The 20,575-nt window shown below is 71.8% G+C and carries 18 protein-coding genes and 5 tRNA genes; 7 read left to right on the plus strand and 16 right to left on the minus strand.

The genetic code is table 11. The features are described from left to right. Positions 1 to 8 precede the first annotated feature (8 nt). Positions 9 to 542, plus strand: a complete 534-nt coding sequence (locus tag ABXJ52_RS06440) for a DsbA family protein (protein ID WP_367040035.1) — start codon at positions 9 to 11, stop codon at positions 540 to 542. Here ABXJ52_RS06440 and ABXJ52_RS06445 read toward each other — a convergent pair. From ABXJ52_RS06445 to ABXJ52_RS06455, 3 genes are all read right to left on the minus strand, one after another. Continuing rightward, the gene (locus tag ABXJ52_RS06445; RefSeq protein ID WP_367040037.1) at positions 539 to 1,363 is read right to left on the minus strand and encodes a GNAT family N-acetyltransferase; all 825 of its coding nucleotides are present in this window, start codon (positions 1,361 to 1,363) and stop codon (positions 539 to 541) included. The genes ABXJ52_RS06440 and ABXJ52_RS06445 overlap by 4 nt on opposite strands. A 74-nt stretch (positions 1,364 to 1,437) precedes the next feature. Beyond that, positions 1,438 to 2,259 (minus strand): aminodeoxychorismate lyase, encoded by an 822-nt coding sequence (locus tag ABXJ52_RS06450; protein WP_367040039.1) that lies wholly within the window; start codon positions 2,257 to 2,259, stop codon positions 1,438 to 1,440. After that, on the minus strand, positions 2,256 to 3,335 hold the full coding sequence (locus ABXJ52_RS06455) for a chorismate-binding protein (protein ID WP_367048845.1): 1,080 nt from the start codon (positions 3,333 to 3,335) through the stop codon (positions 2,256 to 2,258). Before ABXJ52_RS06455 ends, ABXJ52_RS06450 begins: the two co-directional genes overlap by 4 nt. Before the next feature lie 163 nt (positions 3,336 to 3,498). Here ABXJ52_RS06455 and ABXJ52_RS06460 point away from each other — a divergent pair. The 5 genes from ABXJ52_RS06460 (at position 3,499) to ABXJ52_RS06480 (ending at position 3,981) form a co-directional block, all read left to right on the plus strand. Beyond that, positions 3,499 to 3,571, plus strand: a tRNA-Gly gene (locus ABXJ52_RS06460). 39 nt (positions 3,572 to 3,610) lie between these two features. After that, a tRNA-Cys gene (locus tag ABXJ52_RS06465) sits at positions 3,611 to 3,684 on the plus strand. 1 nt (position 3,685) lies between these two features. Beyond that, a tRNA-Val gene (locus tag ABXJ52_RS06470) sits at positions 3,686 to 3,757 on the plus strand. A 48-nt stretch (positions 3,758 to 3,805) separates the two neighbouring features. Further along, positions 3,806 to 3,877: transfer RNA gene (locus tag ABXJ52_RS06475), tRNA-Val, on the plus strand. 29 nt (positions 3,878 to 3,906) lie between these two features. Further along, positions 3,907 to 3,981: transfer RNA gene (locus ABXJ52_RS06480), tRNA-Val, on the plus strand. A gap of 54 nt (positions 3,982 to 4,035) precedes the next feature. On the opposite strand, the gene ABXJ52_RS06485 is transcribed toward ABXJ52_RS06480, so the two are convergent. From ABXJ52_RS06485 to ABXJ52_RS06500, 4 genes are all read right to left on the minus strand, one after another. Further along, complete coding sequence (locus tag ABXJ52_RS06485) at positions 4,036 to 4,341, minus strand: zf-TFIIB domain-containing protein (protein ID WP_367040041.1); 306 nt, start codon at positions 4,339 to 4,341, stop codon at positions 4,036 to 4,038. 69 nt (positions 4,342 to 4,410) lie between these two features. Next, entirely contained in the window at positions 4,411 to 5,355 is a 945-nt protein-coding gene (locus ABXJ52_RS06490) for an aminoglycoside phosphotransferase family protein (protein ID WP_367040043.1), read from the minus strand. A 267-nt stretch (positions 5,356 to 5,622) separates the two neighbouring features. Beyond that, complete coding sequence (locus tag ABXJ52_RS06495; RefSeq protein WP_249591078.1) at positions 5,623 to 5,829, minus strand: hypothetical protein; 207 nt, start codon at positions 5,827 to 5,829, stop codon at positions 5,623 to 5,625. 198 nt (positions 5,830 to 6,027) lie between these two features. After that, a complete protein-coding gene (locus ABXJ52_RS06500; RefSeq protein ID WP_367040045.1) occupies positions 6,028 to 6,294 on the minus strand; it encodes a hypothetical protein in 267 nt (88 codons plus the stop codon). Positions 6,295 to 6,489: 195 nt separating this feature from the next. Here ABXJ52_RS06500 and ABXJ52_RS06505 point away from each other — a divergent pair, with 195 nt between their 5' ends. Next, a complete protein-coding gene (locus ABXJ52_RS06505) occupies positions 6,490 to 7,854 on the plus strand; it encodes a serine/threonine-protein kinase (protein ID WP_367040047.1) in 1,365 nt (454 codons plus the stop codon). Here the strand turns inward: ABXJ52_RS06505 and ABXJ52_RS06510 are convergent. The 9 genes from ABXJ52_RS06510 to ABXJ52_RS06550 all read right to left on the minus strand — a co-directional run bounded on the left by ABXJ52_RS06510 (position 7,845) and on the right by ABXJ52_RS06550 (position 20,200). Then, a complete protein-coding gene (locus ABXJ52_RS06510; RefSeq protein ID WP_367040049.1) occupies positions 7,845 to 8,663 on the minus strand; it encodes an RNA methyltransferase in 819 nt (272 codons plus the stop codon). The two genes, ABXJ52_RS06505 and ABXJ52_RS06510, sit on opposite strands and share 10 nt — an antisense overlap. A gap of 86 nt (positions 8,664 to 8,749) precedes the next feature. After that, the gene (cobA, locus tag ABXJ52_RS06515) at positions 8,750 to 9,982 is read right to left on the minus strand and encodes a uroporphyrinogen-III C-methyltransferase (RefSeq protein WP_367040051.1); all 1,233 of its coding nucleotides are present in this window, start codon (positions 9,980 to 9,982) and stop codon (positions 8,750 to 8,752) included. A 278-nt stretch (positions 9,983 to 10,260) separates the two neighbouring features. Beyond that, positions 10,261 to 14,217, minus strand: a complete 3,957-nt coding sequence (gene cobT / locus ABXJ52_RS06520) for a nicotinate-nucleotide--dimethylbenzimidazole phosphoribosyltransferase (RefSeq protein WP_367040053.1) — start codon at positions 14,215 to 14,217, stop codon at positions 10,261 to 10,263. A gap of 354 nt (positions 14,218 to 14,571) precedes the next feature. Then, positions 14,572 to 15,783 (minus strand): precorrin-6y C5,15-methyltransferase (decarboxylating) subunit CbiE, encoded by a 1,212-nt coding sequence (cbiE, locus tag ABXJ52_RS06525; protein ID WP_367040054.1) that lies wholly within the window; start codon positions 15,781 to 15,783, stop codon positions 14,572 to 14,574. Positions 15,784 to 15,900: 117 nt separating this feature from the next. Beyond that, positions 15,901 to 16,545: a GNAT family N-acetyltransferase gene (locus ABXJ52_RS06530; RefSeq protein ID WP_367040056.1), complete on the minus strand. Its 645-nt coding sequence runs from the start codon at positions 16,543 to 16,545 to the stop codon at positions 15,901 to 15,903. Between the two features lie 134 nt (positions 16,546 to 16,679). Beyond that, positions 16,680 to 17,519, minus strand: a complete 840-nt coding sequence (locus ABXJ52_RS06535) for a MetQ/NlpA family ABC transporter substrate-binding protein (RefSeq protein ID WP_367040058.1) — start codon at positions 17,517 to 17,519, stop codon at positions 16,680 to 16,682. Positions 17,520 to 17,521: 2 nt separating this feature from the next. Further along, a complete protein-coding gene (locus ABXJ52_RS06540) occupies positions 17,522 to 18,358 on the minus strand; it encodes a MetQ/NlpA family ABC transporter substrate-binding protein (RefSeq protein WP_367040060.1) in 837 nt (278 codons plus the stop codon). Positions 18,359 to 18,413: 55 nt separating this feature from the next. Then, a complete protein-coding gene (locus ABXJ52_RS06545; protein ID WP_367040062.1) occupies positions 18,414 to 19,145 on the minus strand; it encodes a methionine ABC transporter permease in 732 nt (243 codons plus the stop codon). Further along, positions 19,142 to 20,200, minus strand: a complete 1,059-nt coding sequence (locus ABXJ52_RS06550; protein ID WP_367040064.1) for an ATP-binding cassette domain-containing protein — start codon at positions 20,198 to 20,200, stop codon at positions 19,142 to 19,144. The genes ABXJ52_RS06545 and ABXJ52_RS06550 overlap by 4 nt, the downstream gene beginning before the upstream one ends. Between the last annotated feature and the right edge of the window lie 375 nt (positions 20,201 to 20,575).

Genomic DNA, 20,575 nt, shown 5'->3' on the forward strand with positions numbered 1-20,575 from the left:
TGTGACCCATGAGCGACTCCGCCCCCGCGACCCCCGCCGGCCCCCTCGTCATCGACATCTGGTGCGAGCTGCAGTGCCCGGACTGCCGGACCGCCCTCGACGACGTACGCGCGCTCCGTGCCCGCTACGGCGACCGCGTCGACCTGCGGCTTCGGCACTTCCCCCTCGAAAAGCACCCGCATGCCTTCGCCGCCGCCCAGGCCGCGGAGGAGGCCTTCGAGCAGGGGCAGGGCTGGCCGTACGTCGAGGCCGTGCTGGGCAAGGTCGAGGAGCTGACCCGCACGGGCGAACCCTTCCTGGTCGAGACCGCGCGGGAACTGGGCCTGGACGCCGAGGAGTTCGACACCGCCCTCGTCGACGGACGGCACATCCTGATCGTCGACGCCGACCAGGCGGAGGGCAAGGCGATCGGCGTCACCGGGACGCCGACGTACGTCATCGAGGGTGAGCGCCTCGACGGCGGCAAGAGCCAGGAGGGGCTGCGCGAGCGCGTCGAGGAGATCACGGACCGCCTCCTCGCGGCCTCCGGGCAGGACGCCTAGAGCAGCTGCTTGTAGACGTAGTACATGACCGGTTCGTAGCCCAGCGACTCGTACAGGCGCAGGGCCGGGACGTTGCCCGCGAAGACGTTGAGGCCCAGGCGGTCGAGGCCCGCCTCGCGTGCCTGGGTCTCCGCCAGGAGCATCAGGGACCGGCCGTGGCCGCGTCCGCGGTGTTCCTCGACCACCTCGACGTCGAAGACGAACGCGTCGTCGTCGCGCTGCGCCAGCCACAGGGTGCCGACCACCGTGCCCTCCTGTGTGAGCACGCTGAGGCGCGTGCCGGGGGTGGCGACACCCTGCGGCAGGTGGTCGGCGTGGTCGGCATCGGACTTGGCGCGCGCCTCCGCCTCGGGGACACCGCGCTCGATCCAGGTCTGCGCGTAGTCCTCCTTCTCGCGGGCCAGCCAGACCTCGTACTCGTCGTCCGTCATCGGCCGCCCCTCGATGCCCGCCGGCAACGCGGACGGCTCGGCGGTCAGGGGCTTGACCATGTGGCGGTTGCGCTCCACATAGCCGAGGGAGACGGCGAGACGGTGGGCCGCCGCGGCCTCGGCGGGCACGGCCACCTCGATCCGCTCGCAGCCCCAGCCGCGCACCACCTCCTCGGCGGCGAGCACGGCGACGGTGGCACGGCCGCGTCGGCGGTCGGGCTCCTTGATGCTCAGATCCCGCATCTCGGCGACACCGGGCCCGAACACGGGGTGCGTGGCGAGTTCTATCCCGCCCACAGGACGGCTGTTCACGCGCACTTCGTACATGCGTGACTTCGCGCCGTCAGCGCTCTGCTGAAGCGGCCCGGTCGGCCGCAGGGTCGTGGTCATCAGTGGTGTTCTACCCGCCCTGCGGCTCATGCGTCATCAGGATTGCGTGCACTTGGGGCGTCTTGCCCGGCCGGTCACGGGTCGAGGTCGTCCGCCGCCCGCTCGCCGAAGATCCGCATCGCCTTGGCGGTCACCGGTCCCGGCGCCCCCGGCAGTTCGCGTCCGTCGACCCGGTGCACGGCCTGGACGTCACGGAGCGTCGAGGTCAGGAACACCTCGTCGGCGCGGTCCAGGACGTCGAGCGGCAGATCGGTCTCGCGCGCGCCCGTCCAGTCGACGGCCAACGCGCGCGTGATGCCCGCCAGGCACCCGGAGGCGACCGGAGGGGTGTGGATCTCACCGTCGAGCACGACGAAGACGTTCGATCCCGTGCCTTCGCACAGCTGCCCCACCGTGTTGGCGAAGAGCGCCTCCGAAGCACCCTGTTCGTGGGCGCGCGCGAGGGCGACGACGTTCTCCGCGTACGAGGTGGTCTTCAGGCCGGTGAGGGCGCCACGCTCGTTGCGGGTCCACGGCACCGTGATCACGGCGGTCGTGTCGGGGCGCCTGTTCGCCTCCCCGAGGGCGACGACCAGCGTCTGCCCCTGGTCGCCGCGGTCCGAGCCGAGCGGCGAGAGGCCACCGGTGTACGTGATGCGCAGCCGTCCCAGCGGCATCGGGTTGGCGTCGATGACGGCGGCGCAGGCCGCGCGCACCTCGTCCAGGTCCGGCTCCGGCAGGCCGAGGCCGCGCGCCGAACGGGCGAGCCGGTCCAGGTGCCGGGTCAGCGCGAAGGGCCGCCCCTCGGCCGTTTTCACCGTCTCGAAGATGCCGTCCCCCACGGTCAGTCCGTGGTCGAGCACGGAGACGCGGGCGGTATCGATGTCCTGCAGGCCGCCATTGAGCCAGATCTTCACTGAGGGGTCCCTCCACTCACTTCGTACGCTCCCGACGCTACCGCCAGCAGCCGTTCCGCTTTCAGTTCGGTCTCGCGCCACTCTCCCTCGGGGTCCGAGCCCCAGGTGATCCCGGCGCCGGTGCCGAACCGCAGCAGGCCCTCCGCCCGGTCGATCCAGAAGGTGCGGATACCGACGGCCAGTTCACCGGTTCCCCGGTCGGCGTCGACCCAGCCGATGCCGCCGCAGTACGGACCGCGGGGCGAGGTCTCCAGGGCGTCGATGATGCGCAGGGCGCTGGACTTGGGGGCCCCGGTGACGGAACCGGGCGGGAACGCGGCGGCGAAGATCTCCGGCCAGCCGGCGTCGGGACGCAGCTCGCCCCGGACGGTGGAGACGAGGTGGACGAGCCCCGGATGCTTCTCGACCACGCACAGGTCGGGGACGGTCACGGAGCCGGTCACGCATATCCGCCCGAGGTCGTTGCGGACGAGGTCCACGATCATGACGTTCTCGGCGTAGTCCTTCTCCAGGAGGTCCGCCTCGGTCCGGCCCGTGCCCTTGATCGGCCCGGATTCGACGACGCGTCCCGCGCGGCGCAGGAACAGCTCGGGTGAGGCCGTCGCTATCTCGATGCCGTGTCCGGGCAGGCGGATCGTTCCGGCGTACGGAGCGGGGTTCCCGCGCGCGAGGAGCGCGGTCAGGGCGTCGATGTCTCCGGCGGCCCCACCCTCCCCGCCGTCCCCGAGGGGCGCGGACAGCACGCGGCAGAGGTTCGCCTGATAGACGTCCCCGGCCGCGATGTGTTCCCGCACACGACGCACGCCGTCCACATACGCGGCGCGGTCGAGCGACGACGTCCAGTCACCGGCGGCGGGCCCGCGCCATGCCCCAGGCACCGGCGCGGGCACCGGCTCCGCGCGTACGTCGTCGAAGCGGGCACAGACCAGTTCGCCCTCGAAGGTCGCGCAGACCGCCCAGAAACCGCGGGAGTCCAGCGCCGCTGGATCGCTGGTCACGTCCCTGAGGCCGGTCGCGAGCAGGCCGCCGAAGCGCGCCATGGGCGGGGACGCCCCGGAGGGCGGCCGGGAGGACATCTGAGGGGGGCTGTGCACGTCTGCGAGTCTATGACCGGCGTCCTGGTCGCGCCCCGGGCCGGTGACAGCGCAGCACGCTGCGCAAACGCGTTTTTGTACTGGCCCAGGAATCCGCTAGAGTTCAACACGTCGCCGGGACGCGCAAGCGGACCGGGAAAGACAAGCGGACGTAGCTCAGTTGGTAGAGCGCAACCTTGCCAAGGTTGAGGTCGCCAGTTCGAACCTGGTCGTCCGCTCGCAGGAAACGGGGGATCTTCCCGAACCCCCGCACTCCTGGTGGAGTGGCCGAGAGGCGAGGCAACGGCCTGCAAAGCCGTCTACACGGGTTCAAATCCCGTCTCCACCTCCAAGCGCGATTAGCTCAGCGGGAGAGCGCTTCCCTGACACGGAAGAGGTCACTGGTTCAATCCCAGTATCGCGCACGCAGGAAACACGCAGAACAACCGAAGATCCGGTCCGCAAGGATCCCCGCGCGATTAGCTCAGCGGGAGAGCGCTTCCCTGACACGGAAGAGGTCACTGGTTCAATCCCAGTATCGCGCACGCAGTACGCAGCACATGCAGGTTGACCCGCGCGATTAGCTCAGCGGGAGAGCGCTTCCCTGACACGGAAGAGGTCACTGGTTCAATCCCAGTATCGCGCACCATCCACCCGAAGCCCCCGGCCGTTCCCACGGCCGGGGGCTTCGTCGTTCCTCCGGTCAGGAGGAGAAGAGCATGTGCCCGAAGCTCTTGTGGCGCTTGTTGTGGCCGTAGTGCCCGCCGTGACCGCCGTGGTGGCCGCCGTGCTGGGGTGCGCCCCACTGGGGGGCGGGAGCGGCCGGGTACGCCTGCGGGGCCGGCGGCGGGGGCGGGGCCTGCTGGGCGCCCCACTGGGACTCGACCCGGCTCAGGGCCTCGAGCTCGCCGTAGTCGAGGAATATCCCGCGGCAACCGCTGCACTGCTCGATCTGGACGCCATTGCGGTTGTACGTGTGCATCGGTGCGTGGCACTTGGGACACTGCATGGTCGGCTCAACTCCTCGCCGGTCGTGACTGCTTCGCCGGAACTCTGCCCGGCTTCGGTGCGTTGCACCCTACTTCGTGGGGGTGGGGGCCAACTCCGGCGGGACGGCGGCCATTCGATCACAGGCGTCGACCACTGCCTGCTCGATCTCGTCCAGGGTGCGGCTCTCCCTGACCGACCTGGCCACGGCGAGGGCGGCGGTCTGCGCGGTGAGGGCGCGGGCCGGTACGTCGAGGGCCGGCCAGGGGTCGGTGCCGTCGGGCGGGACCGCGGGGCCGCGTGCCGCGCGGTAGGCGCCGAGGAAGCGCGTCCACTCGTCCGGGGGCAGGAGGCCGCACGCGTACCAGGCGGCGGGGCGGGCCAGGTCCCAGGCCGGGTCACCGAGCCCGAGGTCGTCGACGTCGATGAGCAGCCAGCGCCCTTCCGACGTGCGGACCAGCTGGCCCAGGTGCAGATCTCCGTGGCACAGGAGCTTGGGGGGCGGCGCGGGGGCCTCGGCGCGGGCCCAGGCGGGGAGCGTGGCCCAGGCTCGCTCGACGGGTGCGGCGGCGGGATGCGGTCCCGCGGCCCGCATGCGCGTCATCGCACGGGCGGCCTTGGTGGGCCCGCGCATGTCCGGGAGTGGGTGCGGGAGTTCGGCCGGGGGCGTGGCGTGCAGCCGGGCGAGGAGGGTGGCGGCGGCTTCCCAGGGGGCGGCGTCGGGATCGTCCCGGTCCACCGGGGTGCCGGCCTCCCAGAGGGTGACAAGCCGTCCGTGGAGCGGGATCGCCGCATCGGCGAGCGGAGGGAGGAGGGTGCCGCTCAGGGCGGCGGCGACCTTCAGGCGCGCCGTCAGCTCGGCGGGGTCCGTGCCGGGGGCGTGCGCCTTGGCGACCGTACCGCCGTGCCGGACGACGGTGGCGTCGTCCCGGTCCGCCAGGACGGCTTCGGGGGCGCAGGCGCAGGGCCGCGGGGTGCGGTGGGCCGCGTGGCGGACCTTGGCGGTCAGCTCCGGCAGCAAGGCGGTGGCGGTCACGGTTCCCCCGGGGTACTTCGAGCGGCGTTCCCCGTGAGCGTACGCGGGCCGGATATCCAGCCCGTCCGGCGTTTGAGGACGAGCGCGGCGCAGCCGGTGATCGACGGCGCTCAAGAGAGCCCCGCAGAGCCCCCGGCGCAAAGAAGTGCCCGCGCAGCTCCCCAGCTGCGCGGGCATTTCTCGTGCCGTCCGCCGCACCCCCGTCCCCACGGGGTTTCCTGGCCGGATGTCCCCGCCCGGACCGCTCATCCGGGCCCGGGGCGCCGCTCAGCGCCCCAGCATCACGCCCACGGACGACGCCTGTGTGACCACTGCTTCCCAGCCGCCGAAGACGACGACCAGCAGGGCCGCCAGGGGAAGAACCATGGCCGTCGCCACCAAGGGGTGGCGCGTACCGGACGGGCGGACGCCGAACGAGGCGAAGGCCTTGCGTCCTTGCGTGCGGACCATTGCCCGCGGTGCCGTGTCCGCCATGGTTCCTCTCCTGACCGAGTCTGTATGAACTTGAGAGCGGCGGGTGTCGGACCTCGGGGGACGAGTGCTGCACCCGCCGCTTGACCTCAAATCTAGGTGTGCGGGAGGCCTGGGTCGTCATGCCCTCGTACCGATTGGCGGGCCTCCCGGAGGATGACCGATCGTCGGTCATGTACTCCCGTGGGTGGAGATGGGGTCCTAGGTCTCAGGGTCTTCCCGGAGGGGGCGGGCCGACTGCTCCGATGTGTCCTCGCGGGGAACGGGCTGCTCGACCAGCGCCAGGACGCGGGTCGCCATGAACCGCGCCGTCCGCACGACGGACCCGCTACGGGTGACTTCGCTCACTTCGACCACCCCCCTGCGGACCGCCGTCTCCACCCGGCGGCCCGCCCGGCTCGCCACCACCTCGTACGTCCGTGTCGTGTCCCCGGCGTCCACGACTATCTCCACGCGATCACCCTTCACGGGATCAATCCCCCTTCAGCGATGGATGGTTGGGGTCGGCGGCCCCCACAACGGCCGCCCGCTCCCGTGCCCCTGACCACTCTTCAAGTTTCCCACCCGGCACTGACAATCGGTCGGGCCGTGAGGGCGCGGCCTCTGCACCTGCCCGGCCACGGAAACGTAAGCTGTGGCACGACAACGAACCGGGCAGCGGGGATGGACATGGCGATGATGCGGCTCCGGCGCGAGGACCCGCGTGTCGTCGGCTCGTTCAGACTGCACAGGCGGCTGGGCGCCGGCGGCATGGGGGTCGTCTACCTGGGGTCGGACCGGCGGGGGCAGCGCGTCGCCCTCAAGGTGATCCGGCCCGATCTGGCGGAGGACGAGGAGTTCCGGTCGCGCTTCGCGCGCGAGGTCTCCGCGGCGCGGCGCATCCGCGGCGGCTGCACCGCGCGGCTCGTGGCCGCCGATCTCGACGCCGACCGGCCGTGGTTCGCCACGCAGTACGTGCCCGGGCCCTCCCTGCACGACAAGGTCGCCGCCGAGGGGCCGCTCTCCGCGGCCGACGTGGCGGTGGTCGGTTCGGCGCTCGCCGAAGGCCTCGTAGCCGTCCATGAAGCCGGTGTCGTGCACCGGGATCTGAAGCCGTCGAACATCCTGCTGTCCCCGAAGGGGCCGCGGATCATCGACTTCGGCATCGCCTGGGCCACCGGAGCCTCGACCCTGACCCATGTGGGCACCGCCGTCGGATCGCCCGGGTTCCTCGCGCCCGAGCAGGTGCGCGGGGCCGCGGTCACACCCGCCACGGACGTGTTCGCCCTCGGCGCCACCCTCGCGTACGCGGGGATGGCGGACTCGCCCTTCGGGCACGGCAGTTCAGAGGTCATGCTCTACCGCGTCGTCCACGAGGAGGCGCAGCTCGGCGGTGTCCCGGACGCGCTCGCGCCGCTGATCAGGGCCTGCCTCGCCAAGGACCCGGAGGAACGTCCCAGCACGCTCCAACTGTCGCTCAGGCTCAAGGAGATCGCGGCCCGCGAGGCACAGGGCCTGACGGACCCGCGGCCGCCGGCGCCCCGGCAGGACCAGGACCGCCCGACGGGGCGGATGGCCGAGGAGTACGCGGACCAGCGCACCCAGCGGCGTCAGCCGCAGGGCACTCCCCCGCCGCGGCCCGGTGCGTCACGGCCGGGCTCCTCGCGGACCGGTTCCTCGCGCACCGGTTCTGCGCGCACCGGGCCCTCCCACACGGGTTCCTCACGGTCCGGTTCCTCGCGGGGCGGGTCCAGTTCCGCGCGGTCGGGTGCACGTCCCGCGCAGTCCCGGAACACCACGCGCTCCGGTGGCATGCGTCGGCCCGCCAATCCGCGGCTGCTGCGCCAGCGGCTCTTCGTGTTCGTGGTCGTGACGCTGCTCGTGGCCCTGGGGATCGCGGCGGCCCAGGGCTGCCAGGGGCCCGCGCGCGGGCTCGGCGGCAGCGGCGTGCACGATGTGCGCGATGTGCGCGATGTGCGCGATGTGCGCGATGTGCGCGACGTACAGCAGAGCCAGCGGCTGGCCACGGGGCCGGGCCCTCAGAGCTGAGGGCGGCCCGTCGCCACGGCGTAGAACGCGACGGCCGCCGCCGCCCCCACGTTCAGGGAGTCGACGCCGTGGGCCATCGGGATGCGGACCCATTCGTCCGCTGCCATCAGGGCCTTCGTGGTGAGGCCTTCGCCCTCCGCGCCGAGCATCAGCGCGACCCGGTCCATGCGGTGCGGGGCCGCCTCGTCCAGGGTCTTCGCCTTCTCGTCCGGGGTGAGCGCGAGGAGGTTGAAGCCCGCTTCCCGTACGCCCTCAAGGCCCTTGGGCCAGGATGCGAGACGGGCGTAGGGGACGGAGAAGACCGCGCCCATGGAGACCTTCACCGAACGGCGGTAGAGCGGGTCCGCGCAGTCCGGTGAGAGCAGGACCGCGTCCATGCCGAGGGCGGCGGCGCTGCGGAAGATCGCACCGATGTTGGTGTGGTCGTTCACGGACTCCATGACGACGACGCGGCGCGCCCTGGTGAGGAGTTCGTCCGACGTGGGCAGCGGCTTGCGCTGCATCGAGGCGAGGGCGCCGCGGTGCACGTGGTAGCCGGTGACCTGCTCGGCCAGGTCGGGGTTGACCGCGTACACCGGGGCCGGGACCTCGTCGATGACGTCCCGCATGACGTCGACCCACTTCGCGGAGAGCAGCATCGAGCGCATCTCGTAGCCCGCCTGCTTGGCGCGCCTGATCACCTTCTCGCCCTCGGCGATGAAGAGGCCCTCGGCGGGCTCGCGCTTGCGGCGCAGTTCGACGTCGGTCAGGCCCGTGTAGTCGCGCAGGCGCGGGTCGGCGGGGTCGTCGATGGAGATGAGATCAGCCACAGGGTGATACTGCCTTGTCCTGGGTGTGGTGCCAACGCCTTGGGGCGGGTTGGGTTACCGGTGGTTACGCGGGAGCTGGGGGGCGATCAAGCGGAGCTGCTCGGCCCCACCTTCACCACGTCGCCGATGACGATGACGGCCGGGGGCTTCACCTCGTGGGCGGCGACCTCGGCGGCGACGGTCGCGAGCGTGGCGTCCACGCGGCGCTGGGCCGCTGTGGTGCCCTCCTGGATCAGGGCGACGGGGGTCTCGGGCGACCGGCCGTGGGCGGTGAGCTTCTCGGCGATCCTGCCGATCTTGTCCACGCCCATCAGGACGACGAGGGTGCCGCGCAGCTTGGCCAGTGACGCCCAGTCGACCAGGGAGCGCTCGTCGTCCGGCGCCACGTGGCCGCTGACCACCGTGAACTCGTGCGCGACGCCGCGGTGCGTGACGGGGATGCCGGCGGCGCCGGGCACCGAGATCGAGCTGGAGATGCCGGGGACCACCGTGCAGGGGATGCCCGCTTCGGCGAGCGCCTGGGCCTCTTCCATGCCACGCCCGAAGACGAAGGGGTCGCCGCCCTTGAGACGGACGACCGACTTGCCCTGCTTCGCGTGCTCGATGAGGGCGTTGTTGATGGCCTCCTGGGCCATGTAGCGGCCGTACGGGATCTTCGCGGCGTCGATCACCTCGACGTGCGGCGGGAGTTCGTCGAGCAGGTCGCGGGGGCCGAGCCGGTCGGCGATGACCACGTCCGCCTCGGCGAGGAGGCGACGGCCGCGGACCGTGATGAGGTCCGGGTCACCGGGGCCGCCGCCGACCAGGGCGACGCCGGGGGTGCGGGTGCGGTGGTGGGGCGCCACGAGGGTGCCGTCGCGCAGGCCTTCCACGACCGCGTCACGGATCGCTGCGGTACGGCGGGGGTCGCGGCCGTGGATGTCCGTGGTGAGCACGGCGACCGTGACACCTTCGGAGCGGCCGGTCGCGGGGGTCAGGGCGGTGGCCGCGTCGGCGTCGTCCGAGCGGACGCACCAGACGCGGTGGGCCTCGGCTTCCGCGGAGGCCGCCGTGTTGGCCTCGGTGTCGCTGGTGGCGATGAGGGCGTACCAAGCGTCCCTGAGGTCACCGGCCTCGTAGCGACGGCGCTCCCAGGTGATCTCGCCCGCGTCCGCCATCGCCTCCACGGAAGGCGTCGCCGCCGGCGATACGAGGAGGATGTCGGCGCCGGCCGCGATCAGGGCGGGGAGGCGGCGCTGGGCCACCTGGCCACCGCCGAGCACTACCGTGCGGCGGGCGGTGAGGCGGAGGCCTACGGGGTAGGCGGGGCTTTCGGCCATGGCGGGTGGCTCCTCGTGCGGGGCGCGGGGCTTTGCGGGTACCGCTGCGACGGTGGGGCGGCTGTTTTCATGCTTTGACGTGCGGGTTCAGTATGGCCGGGGCAAGGTGGGGTTCTCTCCCCCAGCCCGCCCCTTCCCGAAACCGGGGCTTCGCCCCGGACCCCTGCTCGTCTGCGGGCCGTGGGCCGTTTGTGCCCACCCTTCCCCAAGCTCTCGGCTTCGCTCGACCAGGGGAGACCCCAATCGCCCTGCGGAACGCCTGCCCACAAACGGAGCGGCTACTTCTCGGTGACCCCCGCCGAGTCGAACGTGGCCACCTCGTGCATCGCGCGCGCCGCGCTCTGCACCACCGGCAGGGCCAGGAGGGCACCGGTGCCCTCGCCCAGGCGGAGGTCGAGGTCGACCAAGGGGCGCAGGCCCAGCTTGTTCAGGGCCGCCACGTGGCCCGGCTCCGCGCTGCGGTGGCCCGCGATGCAGGCCGCGAGGACCTCGGGGGCGATGGCGCGGGCGACCAGGGCCGCCGCGCCGGCGCTCACGCCGTCCAGGATCACCGGCGTACGGAGGGAGGCGCCGCCCAGGAGGAGGCCGACCATCGCGGCGTGCTCCAGGCCGCCGATGGCCGCGAGGACGCCGATGGGGTCGGCCGGGTCGGGCTGGTGCAGTTCGAGGGCGCGGCGCACGACGTCGACCTTGCGGCCGTGCATCTCGTCGTTGATGCCGGTGCCACGGCCGGTCACCTCGCCCGGGTCCGTGTCCGTGTAGACGGAGATGAGGGCCGCGGACGCCGTGGTGTTCGCGATGCCCATCTCGCCGGTGAGCAGGGCCTTGTTGCCCGCCGCCACCAGATCGCGGGCGGTCTCGATGCCCACCTCGACGGCCGCCTTGACCTCCTCGCGGCTCAGCGCGGGTCCGGTCGTCATGTCGGCCGTGCCCGCGCGGATCTTGCGGGGCAACAGGCCGGGGGTGGCCGGGAGTTCACTGGCCACGCCCACGTCGATGACGCAGACCTCGGCGCCCACCTGGTTGGCGAAGGCGTTGCAGACCGCGCCACCGCCGAGGAAGTTGGCGACCATCTGCGCGGTCACCTCCTGGGGCCAGGCGGTGACGCCCTGGGCGTGCACGCCGTGGTCGCCCGCGAAGATCGCGACGGCCGCGGGCTCCGGGATCGGCGGCGGGCACTGCCGGGAGAGGCCGGAGAGCTGCGCGGAGATGATCTCCAGCATGCCGAGCGCGCCCGGCGGCTTCGTCATGCGCTTCTGCCGCTCCCACGCCTCGCCGAGCGCCTTCGCGTCCAGCGGGCGGATGTTGGAGACGGTCTCGGCCAGCAGGTCGCTCGGGTCCTCGCCGGGCAGCGCGCGCCGTCCGTACGTCTCCTCGTGCACGACCCACGAGAGCGGGCGGCGCTTGGACCAGCCTGCCTGCATCAGCTCGGGCTCCTCCGGGAACTCGTCGACGTATCCGACGCAGAGGTACGCGACCACTTCGAGGTGCTCGGGCAGGCCGAGGGCCCTGACCATCTCGCGCTCGTCGAAGAAGCTCACCCAGCCGACACCGAGGCCCTCGGCGCGGGCCGCGAGCCAGAGGTTCTCGACGGCGAGGGCCGAGGAGTACGGGGCCATCTGCGGCTGGGTGTGCCGGCCGAGGGTGTGGCGGCCGCCCCGGGTCGGGTCGGCGGTGACGACGATGTTCACCGGGGTGTCGAGGATCGCCTCGATCTTCAGTTCCTTGAACTGCTTCGCGCGGCCCTTGGGAAGCGACTTGGCATACGCGTCCTTCTGGCGCATGGCCAGTTCGTGCATCGTGCGGCGCGTCTCCGCCGAGCGGATGACGACGAAGTCCCAGGGCTGCGAGTGGCCCACGGAGGGCGCCGTGTGGGCCGCCTCCAGGACGCGGAGCAGCACCTCGTGCGGGATGGCGTCGCTGCGGAAGCCGTTGCGGATGTCGCGGCGTTCGCGCATCACGCGCAGGACGGCTTCGCGCTCGGCGTCGTCGTAGCCGGGGGCGGCGGGCGCCCCCGCCTGCTGGGGCTGCTCCGGCTGCTGGACGGGCTCCGAGGGCTCGTCCGTGGTTTCCGCCAGGTCGGCGGCTTCGGGCGCCCCGGCAGGCTCGGCTTCGACGACGGCCACGGGCTCGGGAGCCTCGGCGGCTACGGCGGTCTCCGCTTCGGCGGGCGCGTCCACTTCGAGGGGCGTGGCTTCGAGGGGCGTGGCTTCGGGGAGCGCCGCTTCGGGGGCCGCCTCCGCCAGTTCCTGCGCCACGGCCACGGGCTCCTCTGCCGCTTCCGGTACCGCATTTGGTACCGCTTCCGGTGCTGTCTCCGACGCGGGAGTCGCCGCTGCGGGCTCCCCGCCGTCCCCGCCGTCACGCGGTGCGGGCACGGTGGCCGCGGGCTGTGGGGATGCGGGCTCGGGGGCTTCGGCGGCCTCGGTGGCTTCGGCGGTTTCGAGGAGGGTCGAGGGCTCCTGGGCGACGACGGGCTCGGGGGCCTCGGTGGCCTCCGGCGTCGCCGGAGCCTCCGGGATGTCGGCTGCCTGAGGGGCGGCCTCGGCCTCGGCCGGCTCCGGCTCGGCTTCGGGGACCTCGGGCTGCGGGGCCTCGGTGTGCTCCGGGGGTACGGACATGGCGTGCGGAGGCGTCGGCGCCAGGTGCGGCGTGGTCGGCACCGAGCCCTCGACCGGCACGAACTGGCCCAGGGGCGCGGGAGCCTGGGGGTCCGCGAAGGGCTGGTGTGCGTCGCCGGGGAGTCCCTCGCCCTGGGGCGCGTGGGCCATGGGGGCCTCTGCGTACGGTGTGGCCTGCGGGGCCTGAGGGGCCTGCGGGATGTGCGGACCCTGGGCCGCGAGCCCCGCGCCGGCGAGCGGCGCGTCCGACCAGGGCTGTGCCCCGGCCATGGCGAACTGCGGCCGGCCGGTGTCAGGAGCGTGCGCGGGCTCCTGGCTCGCTTCCGGGGCTGCGAGCGAGGACGGTTCCACGGCAGAGGGCTGGTGGGGCTGCGGCTGTACGGCCGACTGCTGCTCGGCGTCCATGGCGTCGGCGGCATCCGCGGCCTGCGGGAAGGCGACGACGGGCGTTTCGGCGTCCGGGGCGGGCTGCGGGGCCTCGGGTACCACCGCGTCCTGCGAGCCCTGTGCGTCCTGAGCGTCATGCGGTTCCGATGTGCCCTCTGCGCCCGGCGTGCCCTCTGTGACGGGAGCGGCGAGAGCAACGGGAGTGACCGGAGTGACGGGAGCGCCGTCCGGGACGACCGTTTCTGCTGGTGCGGCGGGCTGCGCAGCCTGCTCGGCCTGCTCGGCCTGCTCCTGAGAAGGCTGCAATGCCTGGGAATGCTGCGGCGCCTGGGAGTGCTGCGGCTGGGACGTCCACGGCGTCGCGCCCTGCGGCGCGTTCTCACCGAGCTGCTGCCCCTGCAGCGGCCCCCCTTCCTCGTCACGCGGGATGTCGAGGTACTCGGGCCCCACCGTGGGCGGCCCCGCGTGCCGAGCGGGCGCGGCGTGCTGCGGCGCACCGGCCGGGCCACGGTCGGCGAGGGAACGTACGGGACTCCCCGAGCCGTCGGGCACGGCGGGACCCGAGGGCCCCCGGTGCAGCGGGCGGCGGGCGGGACCGGGATGCGACGCGGGCGCCGGGGTGGGCGCACCCGGCATCCGGACGCCGTTCAGATCGACCGAGCCACTGTCGCGGCCGCCCGTCTCGTGCGGGCCGGGCTGATGCGTGGCCTGCGGCTGCCCGCCCGACTGCTGCCCGACCGCCTGCTGGGCGAACACCTGCGGGGCGAACACCTGCGGGGCCGCAGCGTGCTGCCCCGCAGCCAAGGATTGATCCACCAAGGACTGATCCATCAAGCCCTGGTCCACCAGAGCCTGGTCCATCACGGGCTGTTCCGCCAGGGAAGGCGCCGCCACAGGCTGACCCGCCGCATGCTGCCCGGCCGCGTATTGGTTGACCACAGCCTGACCCAAGCCCTGCTGCCCAACGCCCTGCTGACCAACGCCCTGCTGTTCGGGCACTCCCGGCTGGGCCTGCGGCAGCGGCTGTGCCGGCTGCGGCTCGCTCCAGGCGCCCTGGGCACCCGGCATCAGCAACAGGTCGTCTTCGTCTGCGGGGGCGACGCTCGCGGCGGGATTCTCGGAGGGGTCGAGGTAGGTGTACGCACCCGGGGCGGGGACGCCCGGCTGCTCCACCATGCCTGCGTTCTCCGGCAGTCCCTCGCCCGGGACCTGGCCGGTGTCGGTCATGCGTAACCCCTCGCCCATCGGTTAGTGCTTCTTCGACCGCCCCTCAGCCTTCGGCCGGGGAAGCCCCATTGCCCGGAGCGGCGCACCAACCGCCCGTCATCCTCAACGAGCGTGCGCGCCGCGCGGCACGAACCGCGTACGGACAACAGGCATTGTCCCGGTCGGCCTGCCGCTGCGGCGGCTTGATCCGCAACGGTCCGCTGTGGGCTGCGCCACGTTGCGCGCCCTCCGGTCCTGCCGTACCACACACCCCCCAAAACGGGTGAGCTTTCCGGACATTGACCAACTATTTGCCGGACACTCGGGTGCGGTACAACAATCGGCCAGCCTACCCCGCACGGTGTGGCAGCAGGGTCACGGGGCGCGATCGGGCAACTGTCCGGAGAGCAGGAAGACCACGGTCCGCTCCCGCTCCGTCCACGCGCGCGTGTCGAGCTCGACGGACTGGAGCAGCGCGCACTCGACCGCGTATCCGTGCTCCGTCAGGCCCCTGCCGATGAGTTCGGCCGCGTCGCGGGTCGACGCGTGCGTCACGATGCGCGCCGGGCGCCGGTCGGCGACGGCCGAGACCACCTCGGCTCCCCCGCCCCCGATCCGTACGACATCGGGCTCGGGCAGGTCTTCGAGGATGTGCGGCGCCATGCCGTGCACGACCTGCGGCTGTACGCCGAAGTGGCGGGCGACCGACGTGGTGCGCGCGCAGGCGTCGGGGTCGGCGTCGACGGCGATGACGGCGGCGCCGAAGCGTGCCGCCTCCGCGGTGAAGGCGCCGCTGCCGCAGCCGATGTCCCAGACCAGGTCGCCCACGCGGGGTCCGGTGCGGGCGAGTTGGGCGGCCCGCAGGCGGTCGCTCTCGCCCTCGCCGAGGCCGTCCTCGCCGCCGTAGGCGGGAGCGGGCAGCGCCCAGCCGCGCGGGGTGCCCGGGTCGCGTCCCGCGATCCAGCCGGTGTCGGAGGCGGCGACCGGGCCGCCGATGACGATGACGACGTTCGGGTCGCGCCAGGTGTGGTCGGCGGCCTTGTCCGAGGTGAGGACGGTGACCTGTTCGCGCTCGGTGCCGAGCTCCTCGCAGATCACGAAGGTGCGGTGCACACCCTGGAGGAGCAGGCCGAGCTCGGCCGGACCCGCGCCGGGCGAGGTGAGGACGGCGACCTTGGTGTGCGCACGGCAGACGTTCACGGCGCGGCGCAGCGTGCGGGGGTGGGCGACCACGACCTGGGCGTCGTCCCAGGGCATCCCGGCGCGGGCGAAGGCCTGGGCGACGGACGAGACGGCGGGCACGACTTCGACCTCGAGGCCGAATTCGGGGGCGCGCAGCGTGCGGACGACGCCGAAGAAGCCGGGGTCGCCGTCGGCCAGGACCACGGCGGTGCCGCGGTGGGCGGCGATGCGGCGGGCGGCCAGGCTCACGCTGCCCAGGCGGATCCGTTCCGCGGTCGGCGGCACTTCGGCGAGCGTCAGGTGGTGAGCGGCGCCCGCGACGAGTGTGGCGGCGCCGAGCGCCGAGCGCGCGGCGGCGGTCAGCGGCGAACCGTCCCAGCCGATCACCGTGACGCGGTCGGCCATCTTCGTCCGTCTCCTGGGTCTCGCGGGTCGTCTGAGGGGGCCGGGCGTCGTGTGCAGGGGCAACCGCGTGCGGCCAGGGGCGAGCGTACCTGGTGAACCTCTGTGCCGCTCCGGCGGTCAGTTCCAGTCGGAGTAGGCGCTGAACCCGCTGTCCGCGAGCTGCTCGCCGACTCCCTCCAGATCCTCGGGGAGCAGGCTCCACACGATGAGGTCGGTCCGAACGTCGATCCAGCCTCCGAAGGGATCCCCGCCGTTCCTCGTACGCGCTATCCAGGCGCCCCGCAGGACTCCCTCGCTGATGCAGCCGATCTTCTGCGCGACCTGCTGGGCGGCCGTGTTGTCGGCGGCGGTGCGCAGCTCGATGCGCTCGAAGCGCTGGTCGTTGAAGAGCCACTGGGCGGTGGCGAGCGCCGCCTCCGACGCGTAGCCCTCACCGCGGGCCCAGGGGGCGACGACGTAGTTGAGTTCGCTGGAGCGTACGCGCCAGTCGGTGTCGCGCAGTTGGACGATGCCGACCAGGCGCTGGGTGAGGAACTCCGTGACGGCCAGGGCGATTCCGCGGCCCTCGGTGCGCTCGGCGGGCGCGACGCGGGTGATCCAGTCGCGGGCGTCGTCCTCGGTGTAGGGCTGGGGCGCGGAGGTCCAGGCGGTGACCATCTCGTCGTTCATCATCTCCGCGTACGCGGAGACGTCGGCGTCCTCGAACGGGCGCAGCACCAACCGCTCCGTGCTGATGGAGATATCAGGGAAGGTGGTAGTCATGCGCTGCTCCGTAACCTGGAACCCTCGGCCTGCTGGAGAGCCCAGCATGCAGCATGTCGGCGCGCAAACGCACCACGGGGTCCGCTCCTTCATCAGGAGAGGACCCCGTGGTGAGGGCGGAAACGGACTGTGCGTCAGCTCGCCACGACGGGCAGGACGGAGCCCTTGTACTTGTCCTCGATGAACTGCTTCACCTCGGGGGAAGTCAGCAGCTCGGCCAGCTTCCTGACCCTCGGGTCGTCCTCGTCGCCCTTCTTGACGGCGAGCACGTTGTTGTACGGGTTGTCCTTGGGTGACTCCAGAAGGATGGCGTCCTTCTTGGGGCTGAGTCCGGCGTCGAGCGCGTAGTTGTTGTTGATGACCGCGGCTTCGACGTCTTCCAGGGAGCGCGGCAGCTGGGCGGGTTCCAGCGGCTTGACGGTGAGCTTCTTCGGGTTGGACGTGATGTCCTCGGGGGTCGCGTTCGCGCCGGCCCCCTTCTTGAGCCCGATGACGCCCTTGGAGGCGAGGAGTTCGAGCGCCCTGCCTTCGTTGGTGGTGTCGTTCGGGACGGCGATGGTGGCACCGGCGGGCAGCTCGGTGACGTCCTTCGTCTTCTTCGCGTACACCCCCATCGGCGGCAGGTAGACCTCGGTCACCGGCGTGAGCTCCGTCTTCTTGGACTTGTTGAAGTCCTCCAGGTACGGGGCGTGCTGGTAGAGGTTGGCGTCGAGGGACCCTTCCTGGAGCGCGGTGTTCGGCGTGACGTAGTCCGTGAACTCCGTGATCTGGAGGTCGAGTCCCTTCTTCTTCGCGAGGTTCTGCTTGATGTACGTGAGGACTTCGCCGGCCGGGGTCGGGGTGGCGCCGACGGTGAGCGTGTCGCCGTCGCCGCCTCCCGAGCCGGATCCGCTGCCGCACGCGCTCAGACCGAGCGTCAGGGCGAGCGCGCCGACGGCGACCGTGACGTGCCTGCGGGGGACGTGCCTGCGCATGATCAGAACGCCGCGACGACGGCGCCGTCGTACTTGTCGTCGATGAACTTCTTGACCTCGGGCGAGGTGAGGAGCTTGGCGAGCTTCTTCACGCGCGGGTCGTTCTCATCGCCCTTCTTCACGGCGAGGAAGTTGCCGTAGGGGTTGCCCTTGGCGGGCTCGGCGACGATGGCGTCCTTGGCCGGGCTGAGCTTGGCCTCGAGGGCGTAGTTGCCGTTGATCACCGCGGCGTCGACGTCACCGAGGGAGCGGGGCACCTGGGCGGCCTCGATCTCCTTGAACTTGAGGTTCTTCGGGTTCTTCGAGACGTCCTTGGGGGTCGCCTCGTAGCCGACGCCCTTCTTGAGCTCGATCAGGCCGTTGTCGGCCAGGAGCTTGAGCGCGCGGGCCTCGTTCGTGGTGTCGTTCGGGAGCGCGACCGTGGCGCCCTTCTTGAGGTCGTCGAGCTTCTTGACGCTCTTGGAGTACACGCCGAGCGGCTCCAGGTGCACCGTCGCCTTCGGGACGGGCACGATGTCCGTGCCGTTCTTCTTGTTGAAGTCGTCCAGGTACGGCTTGTGCTGGAAGTAGTTGGCGAAGACCTCGCCCTGCTCCACGGCGGTGTTCGGCGTGACGTAGTCGGTGAACTCCCGCACGTCGAGGTCGAGTCCGGCCTTCTTCGCCAGGTTCTTCTTGACGTAGTCGAGGATCTCGCCCTGCGGCGTGGGAGTGGCGGCGACGATGAGCGGGCCGTCCTTGTCCCCCGCGGCGGAGCCCTTGTCGGAGCCGCAGGCGGAGAGCCCGAGGGTGAGGGCTCCGGTGGCGAGGACAGCGGTGGTGATCTTGGCGGTGTTACGCACGAAAAGTGCCTTTCTCCATGGGTGGTACGCCCCGCGATGGGGTGTGCGGGGTGGGTCAGATCGAGGGGGTCGGGGGCGGCGGCGTCTTGAGCTTGAGCAGCCGCAGCTTGGGTGCCGCGCCCGAGTGGCCGCCGCGCCGGTGCAGCCTGCGGGCCGCGTAGTCGCCCGCGAACTGGATGATCGAGATGACGACGGCGAGGACGCCGACGGTGATCCACATCAGTTCGGTCTCGAAGCGCTGGTAGCCGTAGCGGATGGCGATGTCGCCGAGGCCGCCCGCGCCGACGGCGCCGGTGATGGCCGAGTAGCCGAGGATCGTGACGATGGTCGTGGTCGTGCTGGAGATCAGCGAGGGCAGCGACTCCGGCACGAGGACCTTGCGTACGACGGTCCAGGTGTTGCCGCCCATCGACTGCACGGCCTCGACGAGACCGCCGTCGACCTCGCGCACCGAGGTCTCCACGAGGCGCGCGAAGAACGGGATGGCACCGATCGCGAGCGGCACGATGGCGGCCTCGCGGCCGATGGTGGTGCCCGTGATCCAGCGCGTGAGGCCCATCAGCGCGACCATGAGGATGATGAAGGGCATCGAGCGCGCGATGTTCACGATCTGCCCGATGAGCTTGTTCACGACCGTGTTCTGCAGCAGCCCGCCGCGGTCGGTGAGGACCAGCAGGATGCCGAGCGGCAGACCGGCGACGACGGCTATCAGCGTCGACCAGCCGACCATGTAGAGGGTGTCCCAACAGGCCTGCTCCAGCAGGGGCTGCATCTCCGACCAGGTCACTTGGCACCTTCCTTGACCAGCAGCGTGGCGTCCTTCGGCGTGGTCACGGGGTCCTGGCCCGCGATGTCGACCTGCAGCCCCTGCTCGCGCAGGAACCCGATCGGCACGACGTTCTCCTCGAAGCGTCCCGGCAGCTCGATGCGCATGCGGCCGACCTGCCTGCCCGCGACGGTGTCCATCGCGGCGCCGAGGATCGAGATGTCGATGTTGTACGTGCGCGACAGCTGGGAGATGACCGGCTGGGTCGCGGCCTCGCCGTGGAAGGTCACGTCGACGACGGTGCGGTCGAGGCCCGATGCCTCGCCGCTGACCGGGAAGAGCGCGGCGGCCAGCTCGGAGCCGGGCGTCGCGAGCAGCTCGGTGACGGTGCCGGACTCGACGATCTGACCGTTCTCCATGAGGGCCGCGGAGTCGCAGACGCTCTTGACGACGTCCATCTCGTGCGTGATCAGCAGGACGGTCAGGCCGAGCTGCTGGTTGAGGTCGCGCAGGAGCTGGAGAATGGAGCGCGTGGTCTCCGGGTCGAGGGCGCTGGTCGCCTCGTCGGAGAGCAGCACCTTCGGGTCGCCGGCGAGCGCGCGGGCGATGCCGACGCGCTGCTTCTGGCCGCCGGAGAGCTGCGCCGGGTAGGACTTCGCCTTGTCGGCGAGGCCGACCAGGTCGAGGAGTTCCAGGGCCTTGCGGGAGCGCTCGGCGCCGCTGAGGCCGAGGATCTCCAGGGGCAGCTCGATGTTGTCCTTGACGGTGCGCGAGGACAGCAGGTTGAAGTGCTGGAAGACCATGCCGATGCGGCTGCGCGCCCGGCGCAGGTCCTTGCTCGCGCGGCTGCCGCGCCCCGCGAGGGCGGTGAGGTCCTGGCCGGCGACGCTGACGGTGCCGGCGGTGGGGCGCTCCAGGAGGTTCACGCAGCGGATCAGCGAGGATTTGCCGGCACCGGACTGGCCGATGACGCCGTACACCTCGCCTTCGCGGACATGCAGATCGACGCCGTCGAGGGCAGTTACTTCACGACCGCGTGAGCGGTAGACCTTGGTGAGGCCGGAAGTGGTGATCACAGGGGTTTCCGTCACTGTCGAGTGCGCGGCGCGGGTGTGGCCGGGCACGGGGCATTCGTGGGGAACGCGGCACGGTTTCTCGCGGTGGCGAAAAGAACCGGAGGAGGTGTGCGCGGGGCAGGCTCGCTTACTGGGACTCGTCCGCCCGTAAGGCGTACGTGGCACAGGGGCGCGGCACAGCGGCTTCGCTTCGGGGCGCGATGCTCAGGAGTGGTGCGGGGGCCCTCAGAAGGCGCACATTCGACACATACAACGAGCACCGGGCGTCGTGATCGCCTCGGTCGCAGGGGTGCGGCTGCTCGTCGTGGTCATGTGGACCAGTAAAACACGCGTGCGCACGCACCCCGCCCCGGTTGTCCGCTATACGGACAGCCG

Origin of the sequence: Streptomyces sp. Je 1-332 (assembly GCF_040730185.1) — a bacterium.
Lineage (GTDB): Bacteria > Actinomycetota > Actinomycetes > Streptomycetales > Streptomycetaceae > Streptomyces.